Source organism: Psychrilyobacter atlanticus DSM 19335 (assembly GCF_000426625.1).
In the GTDB taxonomy this organism is placed as follows: domain Bacteria; phylum Fusobacteriota; class Fusobacteriia; order Fusobacteriales; family Fusobacteriaceae; genus Psychrilyobacter; species Psychrilyobacter atlanticus.
The window spans coordinates 1,007,072-1,023,279 of record NZ_KE384548.1 but is presented as its reverse complement, the minus strand read 5'-3'; the positions used below and the strand labels follow the sequence as shown (position 1 = coordinate 1,023,279).

The following is a 16,208-nucleotide window of genomic DNA, read 5'->3' as shown; positions in this document are numbered from 1 at the left end:
AACAATTTTTAATTTTTCTATGAATTTTTTAAGAATTGATGTGAAAAAATTAATTTTTAGTTACTGGATATCCCAGTGCATCGGTAAAGGTATTAGTAGAGATTTTTATAAGATCTAGGATGGTTCCAATCCCAAATAATCCTCCTGTCATAAGGTATAATAAACCTGTCCAGACCTTCCCCACATAGAACCTGTGAAGTCCACCTAGACCTAAAAAACCAACGATACAAAACACTAAACTTAAAGTTCGTGTTTTATCACTTATCTGGATCATACTCATTTTAAACCTCCCAAATTAAATAACAATATTTTTTTTTACTTATATAGATTTAAAAGAAAGAGTCTGATTGCACGAAACAATCAAACTCCACTTTATTTTTTTATTAATCTTTAAAATTCTGCACTCTTAGGAGTTCTAGGGAAAGAAATTACGTCTCTGATATTTGTCATTCCTGTAACGTACATTATCATTCTTTCAAAACCTAATCCGTACCCTGAATGAGGGAATGAACCATATTTTCTAAGGTCTGTATAGAACTTATAGTCTTCCTTAGGAAGGTTGATTTCATCCATTCTTCTCTCTAATTCTTCTAAGTTATCTTCTCTTTGAGAACCACCTATGATTTCTCCAATTCCAGGAGCTAATAGATCCATAGCTCTTACTGTTTTTCCATCTTCGTTAAGCTTCATATAGAATGCTTTGATATCCTTTGGATAGTCTGTTACGAAAACTGGTCTTTTAAAATGCTCTTCAGCTAAGAATCTTTCATGTTCTGATTGAAGATCAATTCCCCACTCTACTTTAAATTCAAATTTTTTCTTTGATTTTAATAGGATGTCTACTGCTTCAGTATAAGTAACTCTAGCAAAATCATTTGCTAAAACATTGTTTAACTTATCAAATAATCCTTTTTCTACAAATTTATTGAAAAATTCCATCTCTTCAGGAGCTTTTTCCATAACATATTTAATGATATATTTTACCATATCTTCTGCTAAATCCATGTTAGCTTCTAAGGCAGCGAAAGCAATCTCAGGTTCTATCATCCAAAATTCAGATGCATGTCTAGTTGTATTTGAGTTTTCTGCTCTAAATGTAGGTCCAAATGTATATACATTTCTAAATGCAGCACAATAAGTCTCTACATTTAATTGTCCACTTACAGTTAGGTTAGTTTCCTTTCCAAAGAAGTCTTCTTTATAGTCGATATCTCCCTTATCTGTTTTAGGAACATTATCTAAGTCCATAGTCGTTACTCTGAACATCTCTCCTGCACCTTCAGCGTCACTTCCAGTTATGATTGGAGTGTGTACATATACAAACTCTTGATCTTGGAAAAATCTGTGGATAGCATATGCAACTAATGATCTTACTCTAAATACTGCTGAGAAAGCATTAGTTCTAGGTCTTAGATGTGCTATTGATCTCAAATATTCAAAGGTATGTCTTTTATTTTGTAATGGATAATCTAAGTCAGCTTTTTGGAATATCTCTACAGACGTTGCCTTGATCTCATAACTTTGTCCCTTTCCTTCTGATTTTACAAAAGTTCCAGTTACATACATAGATGTAGCTATAGATGCTCTGCTTATCTCGTCAAAATTTTCTAAGTTGTCCTCAAATACTACTTGTAGTCCGGTAAAAAATGAACCATCATTTAATTCAATAAAACCAAAACTTTTTTGACTCCTAATCTTTCTTACCCAACCAGAAATTTGTACTTCTTGATTTAAGAATTGTTCACCATTTCTGATAAGTTCTTTAACTGTTGCTTTCTTCATAAAATCCTCCCTAACTTAATTTAGTTATTTTTTTATTTAATTTTACTTCATTTCCATTTTGATCTACAACTTTTACTTGATCTAAATGTCCTTTAACTTGTGATTTAAACTGCTCCAAGTATAATGTTCTGTATTTTTGTCTTTCTATTGTTTCTTCATCTGTTAACGTTCTTTTTTTAGCTAGAGCTGAATAGTGATTCACCTTAGCTATAATGTCTTTCATTTCCACTTTAATCCTCCTATCTATACAATGCCTTAATCTTTTTCTATAAAATAAAAAAACTTCCCACTGCTAAAGTGAGAAGTCAAAATTCATACAAACCCTAAAAAAATAAAGTAAGTACGGAGACACACACAAGCAGTTCCTCGATACCCTTTGGCGTCACGTGCCAAATACGTCTAAGCCTACTGAGATTTTTATAAAAATCCTTTGGGTTAGCAGCTCCAAGGTGTTCTTCACAACTAATTCCACTACTAGTCTCCCACCGTCACTAGCTCGCTTTAGTATCTATTAGAAGTTACTCTCCTCATCTTTGCTTTTATAATTAGAAATATTATACTATTATGCTATTTAATTGTCAACTTTCTGGGACTTTTCTTTTAGTTATTATTTCACTACACTTATAAAAAAAGTTATTATCCCAACATTGAAAAAATCTATAAATAAACCTCCTACCAAAGGAATGATAAAAAATGCCTTTGGAGAAGGTAAAAATTTGTTTGTCAGAGCTTCCATATTAGCCAGAGCTTTTGGAGTCGTCCCAAATCCACACCCGCAATGACCAGAGGCCATAACCGCTGCATCATAGTCTTTTCCCATGAGATAAAAGGTTATGAAATATGCAAACCCTCCCATGAGGATAGTTTGTCCAAGGAGCATAAGGAGGAGTGGTAACGCTAACTCCTTCAATTCCCATAATTTAAAGGTCATAAGGGTCATAGATAAAAACATTGCCAGAGTAAAGTTACTCATCATAGAAATTTCATCTAATTTTATCTTATATCCCTTTGAAATATCACTTAGATTCCTTATTACTGAAGCTGTAAACATAGCTCCTATATATGAAGGGAGAACAAGCCCTATGTTTTTTAGAAGGTACGATATAAAACTTCCTATTCCCATAGCTATTATTATCTCAAAGGCTCCTACAGGAATATTTTTGCTGAGCAGCCTGCCTTCTGATAACTTAGATTCTACCTCGCTGCCTGTATGGGTTTTCTTGTCCAGTAATTTATGTTTTCCTATCAATCTTTTTGCTACGGGTCCTCCGATAATACTTCCCATTAAAAGAGCATAGGTTGCTGTGGCCATAGCTACTACTTTTGCCCCGTGAGCTCCCGCTTCTTCTAACATTGGTGCAAAAGCTCCTGCAGTTCCCGGCCCTCCAGTAGTGGATAATGACCCTGTTGCCAGTCCCAACAAGGGGCTGATATTCAGTGCCTTGGCCATCCCTACCCCTAATATATTTTGTAATACTGCCAGTAATACGGCTGCCAATAAAAACATAAATACAGGCATCCCTGCTTTCTTTAAGAGTTTAAGACTTGCAGAATAGCCGATTGTTGTAAAAAAGGCGATCATAAATACTTCCCTCAGACTGTCTTCAAAAATAATATTCAGAAGACCAGTTTCATGAGCCAATAAAGTAATTAAGGAAAATGTTCCTCCTCCTGTTACTGCTTCTGGAATGCAGAGTTCATCCAAAATTTTAATCTTATAATTTAACCATTTTCCAATATAAAGAACCCCTACTGCTACTGCCAAAGTCTCTATTATCCCTAATCTTATTTCCATTTTTTTATTCTTCCCCCTTAAAATTATCAAACATAGTAAGCTAAAATTACAACTTTATATTTTTCATGATAATATTAAAAGCGGAGAACTGTCGTTCTTCTATTCATCGTCATACCTCCATCCTCGTGGTTGATGACAAAGTTAAAGGCAGGTCTCCTGGCTTAGTTTCAACCTACTCACATACGCCTTCCCAGATTTTATCCAGTGGCAAATTATGTTTTCGTCTACATTACAGTGGCGGGACCGCGGAGGATTTTAACCTACTTCCCTATTAATTCTATTTGATTAGAAACCTCTAACTCTGTTATTTAATTGTTATATCGATATAATATACTATGTATTTTATATTTTGTTCAAATATATATAATTTATATTAAAAAGATTATCTATTTTTTATATTATTGAAATATGAACCTATAATTTTTGATAATAGTTTTATTTATTTTTGCTCCCGCAATGACAGCAGGTAGGCAGGAGAGCGTGTTTTATCTCATGGCATTCCGGACACTCCTCAAAGAGTTTTGTTCCGCAAGATGGACATGAATAGGGTTTATCTTTTTCCGCAGTATGGTTGTGGGGCAACGTTACCTTGCCAACGGTTCTTCTAGTCCAATATAAAAACTTTCTCGGCCCCCTTCTGATAGGGTATTCACATACCGGACATAGGAATTTTTCATATCCGTCCCGATATTGCTTTAAAAGCCATTGTTTCTTTGGGTTAGTTATTATATTTATGAGATATATGATGATTTTTACCACTGTAAGCAGGAGTCCCAGTATTAAGATATATTTAAAATACCGGGATGGGAAATATTTGTGGATAACTAAGAAGATCTTAAAAAATACTGCCACTCCATAACCTATAAAGAGAAGATAGTAATTGCTGGACTTTTTCTTAAGGATAAGATATATTCCACCCAATAAAAATGGGAAGAGAATAGATATCTGTAAAAAAGCCAGTTTCAAATTATGATTTTTTAGGAGTTCCCTGTATTGTTTTTGGGCATTCTCCCTTTGATCTTTTAGTTTTTTTCCTATCTCCTGTTTCTCAATCTCCAGTCTTTGTTTTTTTTCTATAATTTGAGCCAATTCCATATTTAATCTCTGGTAGGTTTTCTGACTCTTTAAAAAAGTTTCCACACTTCTACTTAGCTGCTGTTCTTCGGATTTCGAGATTACCTTAGAATTTTCAAGGGCCAGTTTTTTTAGAGCCATCAATTGATTTATGGTATTCTGTAAATTCCCAGAACTGTTTTTAACTATAGCGATCTCATTTTCATTCTTCACTTGTTTTCTTGTAAGGTTCTCTATTTGATTTTTCAGCTCTTGTTCCTCTGTGATTAAGCCGGGTTCCAGATATGATTGTTCTATCTTATTGTATCTAGGACCCTTTATAGATTCTATATCCTCTAAAAGAAACCCCAGGATCCAAAATACCAGGATACCAAAAATAACTACAAAACTTTTGATTAAAAAACGATACAGCCAGGGTCCTTTGGAATTTTCTATATTTTTCATAATTAACTCCTCCTAAAAATTTATATCCTCTATCTTACCAAAGGAATCTTTTAATTCCTTTATTTTGGCATTATTATACAACTCAATCATCGGCATTTACAAGGATATGGATGGGATAAATATTTAGACGGCTTTAAATTAAATATAAAAAGAACCAGAGAATCTTCTGGTTCTTTTTGACATTTTAATTTTGTTGAAATTAAAGATTTCCGCTCTCCTCTATGAGGATATAGTCCATAATTATATCCTTCATCCCCTTGAGAGCTCTAGCCAGATCTCTTGCCTCGTTGAGTATAATTTTTCCAAAGAGTTTGGGGTTATCTTTTTCTAAAAGGTAGAGAGTCATCTTGGGGATTACTGCCAGAACAACATCTGTATTGGCAGTTGCTGTAACAATTTGTTTCTGGATACCTATTGGAGAAGCCATTCCAAAAATTGATCCCGGTCCGAACTTAGATAATCTCCTGCCGGCAACGGTAACTTTGATCTCTCCCTCTAAGAGAAGGTAGGAATCTCCCGGGGAGTCTCCCTCTTCAAAGATGTTTTCACCGGCACTATAGCTTTTTTCTGAAAGGCTCTCTATAAATGAATGAATGTCGTCTTTGTCCACTCCACCAAATAAAGATGTCTTTGGCAGAAGTTCAATAATCTTATCTTTAAGTTTATCTTCAGGCATAATAACCCCTCCTTATATTAGGTTATTACTTTTTTTTTTGAATTTCCTTTTACTATTCAAAATTTATTTTTTAATTTATCTCTGTTTTAATTTAAATCTGTATTTATTTTAATCTCTCTAACTTTTTTTTCTTTAAGCACTAAAATTGATATCAAAATTCCTATAATTGCACTTACTATTGTGGGATAAAAAACATATATATAGCTCCCAAAAGAATCTTTAATAATCCCTGATGTGACACTTGAAACTACTGCTCCTACTCCATATGCTGTAAACAGGAAACCATAATTTCTTGCATAATTTTTTGCTCCAAAAATATTAGAGACAGCAGTTGGAGCAATTGCAAGCCAACCACCTAATATAAACCAGAACATTGAAAATGATACGATATAAAATATAACGTTACCCTTACCTGAATTTAACATTATTATGGAAGCTAGAATAATAAGGCCAAAGGAAATTATCGCAGTTTTTTCAAATTTAATTTTATCAGTAATGACACCAAATACAGGCCGTCCTAACCCGTTAAATACAGCGAACAATGCAACGGAAAAAGCACTCATTTTTGGATTAAGTCCAATAATTTCCTGTGCAACAGGACTTGAAATCCCAATGGCCATAAGACCGGTAAATGTACCTATAGCGAAACATGTCCATAAAATATAAAATTTTCTATCGATCAGTACTTTCTTTAAAGGCAGATCTGAAGAGGTATCTTTATTTTTAACGATATTTCCTTCAACTTCTTCCTCTTTATTTGGAAATCTTAAAGGAAGTGCAAAAATTAATATTATTACAAAAAAAGCCAGACTTAAGATTCTGAAAGAAGAAAATACTCCAAAATATTCAATTAGAAGTCTGGATATTGGTGCTGTGACAAAAGGTGATAATCCAAACCCAGAAAGTGTCAGACCTACGGCCATTCCTTTTTTGTTCGGAAACCATTTTGCAGAAACAGCCATAGGGGCACCGTAAACAATACCTACACCTATACCACCAATAATTCCATAAGTTACTGTAAGCATTTCAATGCTGTTTGCTAAACTAGATAAAAACCATCCAAGTGAGACAATTGCTCCACCAAATAAAGTTATATTCCTTGGGCCATATTTTTCAATGAAATTTCCTGCTAGTGGCATTGATAATGCGTAAAAAATTAAAAATGTCATATATGGCAGGGAACTCTCTGTAGAACTTATGTTTAAAATTTCTTCCAGAGGTTTTCTGAAAATACTCCAGGAATATACCGATCCCAAACACATATAGATAATTACCCCTAAAAAAATAAAAATTGTTCTTTGCTTAACCTTTGATATCATACTTCAACTCCTTTTTTTCCAAAAAAAGACCAAAAGAGCCCCCTTTGTTTAAAGAGAGCTCTTCTGCCATTTTAAGAAATATTTTTTTTATTAATTTAAGCAGCCTGAGCTGCCTCATCGTCTGTAACTTCATTTTTATACCTCTTCTAATTCTTCAAAAAGTACCATTGCTTTTTCTTTTGCAATAGTTAAAACGTCTATTCCTTCATCGGTAATAAAATAATAATTTCTATTTTTACCATTTATTAATCTTACTTCTTTTTTTAATAAATTTTCATTTTCCATTTTAGTTAAAAGTGGATAGATAGTGCCGGGACTAATTTGATACCCATAGTTTTTTAATTCTTCAATCATCCAAAGTCCAAAAAAAGGTTCTTTTTTAGCCTGAATTAATATATGTATCTGCATAAATCCCAGTAAAAGTTTCCTAGGAATTTTATTTTTCATATAGTCACCTCGTTGTTATCAAAAATCGATATTGATAAATGATAATAACATAGATGATAAGAATAGTCAAGAATAAGAATATGCAATTATAAGGAAAATTTTTAATTTTATTTTTTTTGATAAACTTGTTGCTCCTTTTCATTTTTCTGCAGAACTGCCACTCCCTGGGCTTCACCGCTTTCTACTGCATGGAGAAACATCCTCTCTAAAATTGTGTGTTTCATAATGTCTAAACTGTCCCACTCATAGTTTTTAAATAAATCCTGTAATGTAAATTTTTCTCCCGGTTTTAAGTGTTTTATCTCTTTTAAAGCTACTGCTAAATAAGCTTCCATGATCTCAACCTCCATCAATAAAAAATATTATTACATATTAAAGTATAAATTTCCTCGTTAAATCTGATATTCAGATTTTTAATTTTATTTTATTACTTAATCTAAAGTCAGGTCACTGATAAGGGGAAAATTAAGGTCCCCACAATTTTATCTGCAAAACAAGATCCTGTGATAGTTCTTTAGAAGATTTAAAAAAATCTGGTTTCATTTTTGGTTTATTAACTGCTCCTAAAACTCCATAGGGCTCCCTTGGTTTTCCAAAGAACCATGTTGTCAGTCTTTCATTTCTGTCTGTATCCTGAAAAACTACTACGGCATAGTTCCCATCAGGGAGATCTGTAAAAACTCCTTTTTCAGCCTTTTCAGGGGTTCCCTTCCATTTAAAGATCCCTTTTTCCCCATCATTGGGGAAGCCATCCTCCTGGTCAAATACAGCAATGTATACAGGGGCATTTCTATCTATAATATTTGTTACCTCTATTTTAAAAGGATATATCTTTATACTTATGAAAAATAAAAAGAATAAAAGGTATTTCATAAATGTTCCTCCTAAAGGTTTATATATATTTATTTATTATGAACTCCACTACCTTCTTTTTACTTCTTCTGAGGTGAAAATCCTTTAGTGTTTTTATTTTGAGGTATATAAAAAGAACCGGCAAATTTGCCGGTTCTAAATTTTGTGCTTATCTGTTCCACTCCATCAATAATTCAATTTCATTTGTATTCTTATCTAAATTTTCAGACAAAACCTGAAAACCATGTTTTTTATAAAAATTAATACTCTTGGAATTTTTTTTATAAACTGCAAGCTGAATAGCTTCTTTTTTATTTTTGATAAAGTTTAATAACTTTGTTCCTATACCACATTCTAGCATATTGATCTGTATAAAAATTGCAGCAAGGTAGTTATCCACCATGGTTATGAAACCGATAATATTTTCTTCTTCAACTGCTAAATATGTTTCTGAGTCAGGCAGATATACTGTGGCCATAGCTTCCATATTAGCCTTCCAATAATCCGGGGAAATAAAATCATGTGCTCGAATACATGTTTCATACCAAAGTTCCACAACTTCTGGGATATCGCCACTCTCTAGTTTTCTGATTTTCATATAAATAATCTCCTTATATAGATATATATTTATTTATTTATTTTTCATCTTTTTTCTTCTGTCCAGAGAACCCATCATGGTTTTTATTTTTTCTTTCTCAGCAAACTTATGACCATGATTTATCTTGTTTTCCATATTTTTGATCTCTCTTTTTAGCTTTAAATAACTGGTTAATCGTACTTCCTTTAGATCCCCAGTTTCTATAGCTTTCTTTATTGCACACCCGGGTTCATTCCCGTGGGTGCAGTTAGAAAATCTGCATAGGTTCGCTAAGGTCTCTACATCTTCAAATGAACTGCTAGTGTCGCCGCTCCACATTTGGATCTCTCTCATACCAGGAGTATCTATAATATATCCATCTCCTACCTTAAACATCTCTCTTCTTGTGGTAGTATGTTTTCCCTTGTCATCGATAGTTCTTATTTCCTTGGTTTTTATTATCTCATTTTCCAGGAGTTTATTAATAAGAGTAGATTTTCCTACTCCGGAGGACCCGATAAGACCAATAGTTTTTTCATCCTTTAAATAACCTTTGATTTCATCTATCCCTTTGTCTTCATATGAAGATATTACGTGGATAGGTATACCAAAAGCGATTTCCTCTAAACTGGCAGCTTTTTCCTCTACGCCATCATCTAAATCTGCTTTGGTAAGGATAAAGCAGGGTGTTGCTCCTGATTCATATACCATAGTCAGATATCTTTCTAATCTTGATAGATTAAAATCTTTATTCAAAGAAGTGACTATAAAGATGAAGTCCACATTACTTACTATGGGCTGTTCTTTTATCTCTTTTCCTGCTGCTTTCCTGGATAGGATAGTTTTCCTGGGGTAGATTTCAATTATCTGCCCTTCATGGCTAATTTCTACATAGTCACCAACTACTGGGAAATTAGCACCCTTTATCATGTTTCCTGTTATTGGTGCATTGATCTCTTTATTTTCTATTGAGACCCTATATAAATTTTTAAATACTGATATAATTCTGCCTTTCATTTTTTCCTCCTAATTATTATGAAAATTATTAACGGAGGGCCTTTTTTATTTTAGGTTTCCTCCAAAATTTACTACTATCATAATTCATCTCCTTTTATTTTTATTGTATAACTAATTTATTATAACCTAAGTTTGTAATATTTCATATAAAAATAACAAAAAAGTAATGTGACGTTACATCTAGACAAGGATAATTTGGAGTTTAAATTTTTAGGAACTTTGGTGAAGTTCCTTGCTAGTATAATTACTAAAGGAGTTATTTTTATGGCAAAAATAAAACGAAATGATTTACCTAATAGAAAAAAACTCTAGGGAGAGCTTAGTGTTGCTTTTAATTTGACAATGTAATAATAAAAGGCAGGGAATTATCCCTGCCTTGAATATTTAATATAGGTCTTTAAGGTCTTCTAACTTAATTTCGGTGTATGAGTCTTCATCAACAGTGAGGTTAGGAGAATAAGCACATTTTCCCATACATTTTACTAGGCTTATTTTCACCTTTGTTTCATCAGTTGTACTTCGAAGGGTTTGATAGATGTTTTTTCCTCCCTTGATAGAACAACTTAATCCACTACAAACTTTTATATTTTTTATTCTTTCTCCTTTGTCTAGAAAATCAAAAAATTCAATTGTATCGTTAATTTCTTGAACGTTTATCTGGGTTAATCTAGACAGATACTCTATTACTTCAATAGATAAACTACCAAATTTTCCCTGAGCTAGAAGGAGAATTTCTAAAAGGTTTTTTTCTTTTTCTTCTATATTTCTTACATGTGTTTCAAATTTTTTCATTGGTTTTCTCTTTTCTAAATCCCAGTAATTAAATTACTTTTTTTCTATTAAAATATTTAATCATAAGTATAGACCAGATAACTAAAATTACACTGATAACATGGGGAGCACGGAACCCGTAAAACATTAGGTCTTCACTTCTAAAGAAACTAACGAAAGTCCTGATAAGGCTGTACTCTATTATATAGATAAACCAAACTGTTCCCGCTTTGTAGTTTTTATGTTTGAAAAAAAACCAAATAGATAAAAAAGCTATAAAGTTTAATATCAGCTCATATAACATAGCCGGATGTAAAGCTAACCCTGGAAACTCTGTTCCTGCCGGGGATGGATCTGGGAATACAATTCCCCAAGGAACTAATTCCTTGAACTTCATTTGAGCAGTTAAAGTCAAAGAATTATAAGTATCGAACCACTCTACAAATTTAGGTTTAATAGAAAAGATAATACTGAATGGAGTAAATGTAGGAACACCATGAACTTCTCCGTTCATAAAATTACCTATCCTTCCAATGGCTTGACCTAAGATAAATGGTGCAGCGGCAATATCTCCTAAACTCCACATAGATATCTTATGTTTTTTAGCAAAGAAATATGTCCCGACTATTCCTCCTAAAATTCCTCCATGGATGGCCATTCCGCCCTTCCAAACTGCCAATATATCCCCCGGATGACTGAAGTAGTAGGTAGGATTAAACAACACATAGTATAACCTTCCTCCCAATAAACCAGAGATCATAGCTATAAAGGCAAAATTTTCCATGAGGGCAGGGTCAAACCCCTTTCTCTTTCCTTCTATTTTAACCAGTTCAATTCCTAATAAAAATGCAATTGCATACATAAGACCATAGTAATGTACTTCAAAACTTCCAATGGTAAAAAATACCGGATCCATAAAATAACCTCCTAAAATTATTGACATCTTTAGAATTATACCATAAACTTGAATTAGAATAGAAAATTATAAATATATTATTTTTTTCACTTGTTTGGAAGTAGAATATTTGTTATTATATAACAAGGTTAAAATTATAATTGTTCAAATTTAAAGGAAGAAATTAATTAAAAAGATAAATATAACGAACGTTTAGATTAAAATTATTGAGGAGGAGTTAGAATGCATAATGTTGAAAATATAAGTGAAGATATTTTTTGGGTAGGGGTAAATGATAGAAAAACTCAAAGATTTGAGAACTATTTACCATTAGATAAGGGAGTTTCTTACAACTCATACCTTATTTTAGATGAAAAGGTAGCACTTATCGATACAGTAGAGATCGGAACTAGTGAAAACTTTATAGAAAAAATAGAAGGTGTATTACAGGGGAGAAAGATAGATTATTTAATAATAAATCATATGGAGCCAGACCATGCAGGCGCTATAAAAGATGTAATCAGACTATATCCTGAAATTACCCTAGTAGGAAATATAAAGACTTTCCCAATGTTGGATGCATTTAATGATTGCTCTAAGGAACGTTGCGAAAATAATAGATTAGTAGTTAAGGAAGGGGATACTTTAGAATTAGGTAAACATACCCTTACATTTGCTATGGTGCCTATGGTACATTGGCCGGAATCTATGGTTTCATACGAATCTGCTACAGGAACATTATTTTCAAATGATGCATTTGGAAGTTTTGGTTCACTAGATGGTGGAATCTTTGATGACCAGTTAAACCTTAGCTTCTATGAAGATGAGATGAGAAGATATTATTCAAATATCGTAGGTAAATATGGAGCTCCTACACAGGCTGCTATAAAAAAATTAGGAGGACTAGATATCAAATGTATCGCTCCTTGTCATGGACCTGTATGGAGAACAGAAATAGCTAGAGTATTAGGTCACTACGATGCATGGTCTAAGATGGAACCTGAAGCAGAAGGTGTAGTAATAGTTTATGGTTCAATGTATGGAAATACAGAAAAGATGGCAAATGCAATCGCAAGACAACTATCTAAAGAGGGAATCATCGATATAAAATTATATGACGCATCTAAAACAGATCATTCATACATAATCAGTGATATATGGAAGTATCAAGGATTAATTATAGGATCTTGTTCACATAACAATGCAGTTTATCCAAAAGTTCAACCACTTTTATCTAAACTACAAAACTACGGATTAAAAAATAGATATTTAGGTATCTTTGGAAATATGATGTGGAGTGGAGGAGGAGTAAAAGGAATACAAGCTTTTGCTGATTCACTTAGAGGAATAGAGGTTGTAGGAGAATCTGTAGAAGTAAAAGGAACTCCAAGATCGGAAGATTATGTAAAACTAGAAGCTATTGCAACTGCTATGGCAGATAAATTAAAGCAAGCAAGAAAATAAGATTATTTATATAAAAAAAGAGCTAGAGAGGATTTTATCCTCTCTAGCTCTTTTTTTATGTTTAAGGTATTATCATTAAAAATTATAAAATATTAGATTATGCCGATCTGGGTGCAGCTCTAATTTATTTCTAGTTTTTAGATGCTTTTATTAACAGATCGGTCATATTGTTGGCAAATTCTATAGGATCTTCTAATTGGAATCCTTCTATAAGTAAAGCCTGAGAATATAATACTTCTGCATACTTATTTAAATTTTCGGGGTGTATTTCATTGACTTTAATTAGGGCCTTAAATAACTCATGGTTGGAATTTATCTCTAAAATTCTCTCAGCTTTGATTCCACCCATAGGATTGTCCCCAGGCATTTCAGCCATCAACTTTTCCATCTCAAATGAGATCCCGTCTGTACCGCTCACAAGGCAGACAGCACTGGATTTAAGTCTAGTAGTAGGTCTGACTTTTGAAACTTTTTCTCCTAAAGCTTCCTTAATTTTAGCAAATAGATCGGAGTTATCCTTTTCTACCTCATCTAACATCTTTTTATCGTCATCACTAGAGAGTTCTTCATTAGCTTCGTGGATAGATTTAAATGTAATATCTTCAAAGTTTCCTAAAGATTTGATGGCAAATTCATCTATCTTATCGGTAAAGTATAAAACTTCCCATCCTTTGGCTTTAATTCCCTCTAATTGAGGCATTTTTTCTAGACTTTTGATGTTATCTCCAGAAACATAATAGATATGTTTTTGATCTTCAGGCATTCTTTCCTTATATTCTGTCAGAGTAGTCATATTTTCGTCTTTTGTAGTATTAAAGATTAAAAGATTTTTTAATGTATCTTTATATCTACCAAAATTTTCATAGATTCCACCCTTGATATTTATACCAAATTCATTCCAGAATTTAATATACTCATCTTTATCAGTTTTTAACATCTTTTCTAATTCCCTTTGTATCTTTTTCTCTAGGTTTTTAGCGATTATTCCTAACTGTCTGTTCTGTTGTAAGATCTCACGGGATATATTTAGAGAAAGATCCGGTGAATCTACCAGTCCCTTGATAAACCTAAAGTGATCAGGAATCAATTCCTTACATTTTTCCATGATAAATACATTTTTACTGTATAACTGAAGTCCTTTTTCAAACTCTTTAGAATAAAAATCCATAGGAGTTTTAGATGGGATATATAGCAACGCCGAATAATCTAGATTTCCTTCCACCTTAAAATGGATAGTTTTTAATGGATTTGTCCAGTCGTGGAATTTACCCTGATAAAATTCATTGTATTCCTCTTCTGTAATCTCAGTTTTAGATTTTTTCCATAGAGGAGTCTGGGAGTTTATCTTTTCCTGTTCCACTGTTACTGTTTTTTCCTTAGTTTCTTCGTTTTCAACAGTTTTAGTTACTTCAAGTAAGATCGGGTATCTTACATAGTCAGAATATTTTTGGATTAATTCTTTGATCTTGTATTCCTCTAAATATTCTGCATTAGAATCCTCTTTGTTCTCTTCCTCTCTGAGATGAAGGATGATCTCTGTTCCCCTGTCAGATTTTTTAGTATCCTCTATGGTAAAACTACCTTCACCTGTAGATACCCATTTAACTCCTGTCTCAGAATCGGGACTTTTAGTCTTAAGAGTTATCTTGTTGGCTATCATAAATGATGAATAGAAACCTACTCCGAATTGTCCTATGATAGACAGGTCATCTTTATTATTTTTTGCTTCTTTCATAGCCTCTGTAAATGCACGAGACCCTGATTTAGCTATGGTACCGATATTTGAGATAACCTCTTCATGGGTCATTCCAATACCGTTATCCTTGATAGTAATGGTGTTTTTTTCTTTATTTATAAATATCTCTATCTTAAATTCATTGTCATCTTTTAATATATTTTGATCTGTAAGGGCTTTAAATTTTAGTTTGTCCAAGGCATCACTGGCATTGGAGATTAACTCTCTTAAAAAAATTTCTTTGTGTGTGTAGATAGAATGGATCATTAGGTTCAATAGTTCTTTAGTTTCAGTTTGAAAATTTAATGTTTCTTTATGCATAGTAAATCCTCCTAAAATTAATTAGCACTCGTTGTTCTAGTGTGCTAATTAATTTTTAACATATTTTAACTATAGTTGTCAACTTACCTTTTAACAAAAAAACATGTATTTTTAGTAGGTTTTTACTTTATATTTACATAAAATTCATATGAAAAATACAACTGAGTGGTAAACTAACCTTAAATTATTAGAGGGGGGTATGAAGATGTGTCGAAGTGATTATCATATACATAGTGAATTTTCAGGAGACTGTGAGGAGAAGTTGGAACTAATATTTGAGAGCGCTATAAAAAAAGGGTTGAAAGAGGTAGCTATTACTGATCATCTAGATTTGGATTACCCTGGAAATAAAAAAATGTTTGATCTAAATTTTAAAAGGTATATAGAAATTTTAAAAGAATATAGAGACAAATATAAAGGGCGATTAGAGATAAAAATAGGTCTAGAACTAGGATTGCAGCCACATCTCAAGGATGATAAATTTTTAAATGAAATTCTCTCTTCAAAAGAATTAGATTTTATAATAGGTTCAACACATTGTGTAGAAAAAAAAGAGTTAGATAAAGATGAATTTTTCTCTGAAAAAACTAAAGATGAATCTCATAAGCTTTACTTTGACGAAGTATATAAAAATATAAGGGCATTTAATGGGGTTTCAGTATGTGGACACCTAGATTTTGTAAAAAGGTATGGAAAGAAATATTTTAAAGATCATAGAAAAATAAATTATCCGGTACATGGAGAAGCAATAGATAAAATACTAAAAGTATTAATAAGAAAAGAAATGGGTCTAGAAATAAATACCTCAGGGTATAGATATGGTGGTAGTGATTCAACTCCTAATGAGTATATTCTTAGAAGGTATAGTGAGCTGGGTGGAAAGATAATTACTCTTGGGAGTGACGCTCATAGGAGTGAGGATATAGGTGAAGGTCTGGATAAAGCATGTAAATTGTTAAAAAATTGTGGATTTAATAGTTATAGTATTTTTAATAAAAAACAGGTTCAATTTAAAAAAATAAATTAAGAGTAGGAGGAT

The 16,208-nt window shown here is 32.5% G+C and carries 17 protein-coding genes and 1 riboswitch; of the genes, 2 read left to right on the top strand and 15 right to left on the bottom strand.

Features of this window, described 5'->3' with window-relative positions:
* Nucleotides 1-49: 49 nt before the first annotated feature.
* The 14 genes from K337_RS0116765 to lgt form a co-directional block, all read right to left on the bottom strand.
* The gene (locus K337_RS0116765; RefSeq protein WP_028857602.1) at nt 50-280 is read right to left on the bottom strand and encodes a TM2 domain-containing protein; all 231 of its coding nucleotides are present in this window, start codon (nt 278-280) and stop codon (nt 50-52) included.
* A gap of 110 nt (nt 281-390) precedes the next feature.
* Complete coding sequence (asnS, locus tag K337_RS0116760) at nt 391-1,782, bottom strand: asparagine--tRNA ligase (RefSeq protein ID WP_028857601.1); 1,392 nt, start codon at nt 1,780-1,782, stop codon at nt 391-393.
* Nucleotides 1,783-1,792: 10 nt separating this feature from the next.
* Nucleotides 1,793-2,011: a DUF896 domain-containing protein gene (locus K337_RS0116755; protein ID WP_028857600.1), complete on the bottom strand. Its 219-nt coding sequence runs from the start codon at nt 2,009-2,011 to the stop codon at nt 1,793-1,795.
* A 378-nt stretch (nt 2,012-2,389) separates the two neighbouring features.
* Nucleotides 2,390-3,577: a sodium/glutamate symporter gene (gene gltS / locus K337_RS0116750; RefSeq protein WP_028857599.1), complete on the bottom strand. Its 1,188-nt coding sequence runs from the start codon at nt 3,575-3,577 to the stop codon at nt 2,390-2,392.
* Nucleotides 3,578-3,706: 129 nt separating this feature from the next.
* A riboswitch (cobalamin riboswitch) is annotated at nt 3,707-3,889 on the bottom strand.
* Nucleotides 3,890-4,012: 123 nt separating this feature from the next.
* Nucleotides 4,013-5,095 carry a hypothetical protein gene (locus tag K337_RS0116745; RefSeq protein WP_028857598.1) on the bottom strand — a complete coding sequence of 361 codons (1,083 nt, stop codon included), beginning with the start codon at nt 5,093-5,095 and terminating at the stop codon, nt 4,013-4,015.
* A gap of 199 nt (nt 5,096-5,294) precedes the next feature.
* Nucleotides 5,295-5,771, bottom strand: a complete 477-nt coding sequence (locus K337_RS0116740; protein ID WP_028857597.1) for a cyclic nucleotide-binding domain-containing protein — start codon at nt 5,769-5,771, stop codon at nt 5,295-5,297.
* A gap of 86 nt (nt 5,772-5,857) precedes the next feature.
* Nucleotides 5,858-7,090 carry an L-lactate MFS transporter gene (locus tag K337_RS0116735; protein ID WP_028857596.1) on the bottom strand — a complete coding sequence of 411 codons (1,233 nt, stop codon included), beginning with the start codon at nt 7,088-7,090 and terminating at the stop codon, nt 5,858-5,860.
* Between the two features lie 135 nt (nt 7,091-7,225).
* Nucleotides 7,226-7,537, bottom strand: a complete 312-nt coding sequence (locus K337_RS0116725; RefSeq protein WP_028857595.1) for a PadR family transcriptional regulator — start codon at nt 7,535-7,537, stop codon at nt 7,226-7,228.
* 107 nt (nt 7,538-7,644) lie between these two features.
* A complete protein-coding gene (locus tag K337_RS18950; protein WP_037030066.1) occupies nt 7,645-7,872 on the bottom strand; it encodes a DUF1413 domain-containing protein in 228 nt (75 codons plus the stop codon).
* 130 nt (nt 7,873-8,002) lie between these two features.
* A complete protein-coding gene (locus K337_RS19465; RefSeq protein WP_051251891.1) occupies nt 8,003-8,410 on the bottom strand; it encodes a DUF2141 domain-containing protein in 408 nt (135 codons plus the stop codon).
* A 148-nt stretch (nt 8,411-8,558) separates the two neighbouring features.
* The gene (locus K337_RS0116710) at nt 8,559-8,987 is read right to left on the bottom strand and encodes a GNAT family N-acetyltransferase (protein WP_028857594.1); all 429 of its coding nucleotides are present in this window, start codon (nt 8,985-8,987) and stop codon (nt 8,559-8,561) included.
* A 33-nt stretch (nt 8,988-9,020) separates the two neighbouring features.
* Nucleotides 9,021-9,983: a ribosome small subunit-dependent GTPase A gene (rsgA, locus tag K337_RS18940; RefSeq protein WP_051251889.1), complete on the bottom strand. Its 963-nt coding sequence runs from the start codon at nt 9,981-9,983 to the stop codon at nt 9,021-9,023.
* 384 nt (nt 9,984-10,367) lie between these two features.
* Complete coding sequence (locus K337_RS0116700; RefSeq protein ID WP_028857593.1) at nt 10,368-10,775, bottom strand: NADH-quinone oxidoreductase subunit NuoE family protein; 408 nt, start codon at nt 10,773-10,775, stop codon at nt 10,368-10,370.
* Nucleotides 10,776-10,803: 28 nt separating this feature from the next.
* A complete protein-coding gene (gene lgt, locus K337_RS0116695) occupies nt 10,804-11,670 on the bottom strand; it encodes a prolipoprotein diacylglyceryl transferase (protein WP_028857592.1) in 867 nt (288 codons plus the stop codon).
* A 222-nt stretch (nt 11,671-11,892) separates the two neighbouring features.
* Between lgt and K337_RS0116690 the strand changes: the two genes are divergently transcribed.
* The gene (locus tag K337_RS0116690; protein ID WP_028857591.1) at nt 11,893-13,113 is read left to right on the top strand and encodes an FprA family A-type flavoprotein; all 1,221 of its coding nucleotides are present in this window, start codon (nt 11,893-11,895) and stop codon (nt 13,111-13,113) included.
* Between the two features lie 130 nt (nt 13,114-13,243).
* On the opposite strand, the gene htpG is transcribed toward K337_RS0116690, so the two are convergent.
* Nucleotides 13,244-15,169 (bottom strand): molecular chaperone HtpG, encoded by a 1,926-nt coding sequence (gene htpG / locus K337_RS0116685; protein WP_028857590.1) that lies wholly within the window; start codon nt 15,167-15,169, stop codon nt 13,244-13,246.
* 205 nt (nt 15,170-15,374) lie between these two features.
* Between htpG and K337_RS0116680 the strand changes: the two genes are divergently transcribed.
* Nucleotides 15,375-16,196, top strand: a complete 822-nt coding sequence (locus tag K337_RS0116680; RefSeq protein WP_028857589.1) for a histidinol-phosphatase HisJ family protein — start codon at nt 15,375-15,377, stop codon at nt 16,194-16,196.
* The last annotated feature ends 12 nt before the right edge of the window (nt 16,197-16,208 follow it).

What these genes read in the sequence shown, in the direction of transcription:
- K337_RS0116765 (WP_028857602.1), bottom strand. Translation starts at nt 280, where the DNA reads ATGAGTATGATCCAGATAAGTGATAAAACACGAACTTTAAGTTTAGTG.
- asnS (WP_028857601.1), bottom strand. Translation starts at nt 1,782, where the DNA reads ATGAAGAAAGCAACAGTTAAAGAACTTATCAGAAATGGTGAACAATTC.
- gltS (WP_028857599.1), bottom strand. Translation starts at nt 3,577, where the DNA reads ATGGAAATAAGATTAGGGATAATAGAGACTTTGGCAGTAGCAGTAGGG.
- K337_RS0116745 (WP_028857598.1), bottom strand. Translation starts at nt 5,095, where the DNA reads ATGAAAAATATAGAAAATTCCAAAGGACCCTGGCTGTATCGTTTTTTA.
- K337_RS0116740 (WP_028857597.1), bottom strand. Translation starts at nt 5,771, where the DNA reads ATGCCTGAAGATAAACTTAAAGATAAGATTATTGAACTTCTGCCAAAG.
- K337_RS0116735 (WP_028857596.1), bottom strand. Translation starts at nt 7,090, where the DNA reads ATGATATCAAAGGTTAAGCAAAGAACAATTTTTATTTTTTTAGGGGTA.
- K337_RS0116725 (WP_028857595.1), bottom strand. Translation starts at nt 7,537, where the DNA reads ATGAAAAATAAAATTCCTAGGAAACTTTTACTGGGATTTATGCAGATA.
- K337_RS18950 (WP_037030066.1), bottom strand. Translation starts at nt 7,872, where the DNA reads ATGGAAGCTTATTTAGCAGTAGCTTTAAAAGAGATAAAACACTTAAAA.
- K337_RS19465 (WP_051251891.1), bottom strand. Translation starts at nt 8,410, where the DNA reads ATGAAATACCTTTTATTCTTTTTATTTTTCATAAGTATAAAGATATAT.
- K337_RS0116710 (WP_028857594.1), bottom strand. Translation starts at nt 8,987, where the DNA reads ATGAAAATCAGAAAACTAGAGAGTGGCGATATCCCAGAAGTTGTGGAA.
- rsgA (WP_051251889.1), bottom strand. Translation starts at nt 9,983, where the DNA reads ATGAAAGGCAGAATTATATCAGTATTTAAAAATTTATATAGGGTCTCA.
- K337_RS0116700 (WP_028857593.1), bottom strand. Translation starts at nt 10,775, where the DNA reads ATGAAAAAATTTGAAACACATGTAAGAAATATAGAAGAAAAAGAAAAA.
- lgt (WP_028857592.1), bottom strand. Translation starts at nt 11,670, where the DNA reads ATGGATCCGGTATTTTTTACCATTGGAAGTTTTGAAGTACATTACTAT.
- K337_RS0116690 (WP_028857591.1), top strand. Translation starts at nt 11,893, where the DNA reads ATGCATAATGTTGAAAATATAAGTGAAGATATTTTTTGGGTAGGGGTA.
- htpG (WP_028857590.1), bottom strand. Translation starts at nt 15,169, where the DNA reads ATGCATAAAGAAACATTAAATTTTCAAACTGAAACTAAAGAACTATTG.
- K337_RS0116680 (WP_028857589.1), top strand. Translation starts at nt 15,375, where the DNA reads ATGTGTCGAAGTGATTATCATATACATAGTGAATTTTCAGGAGACTGT.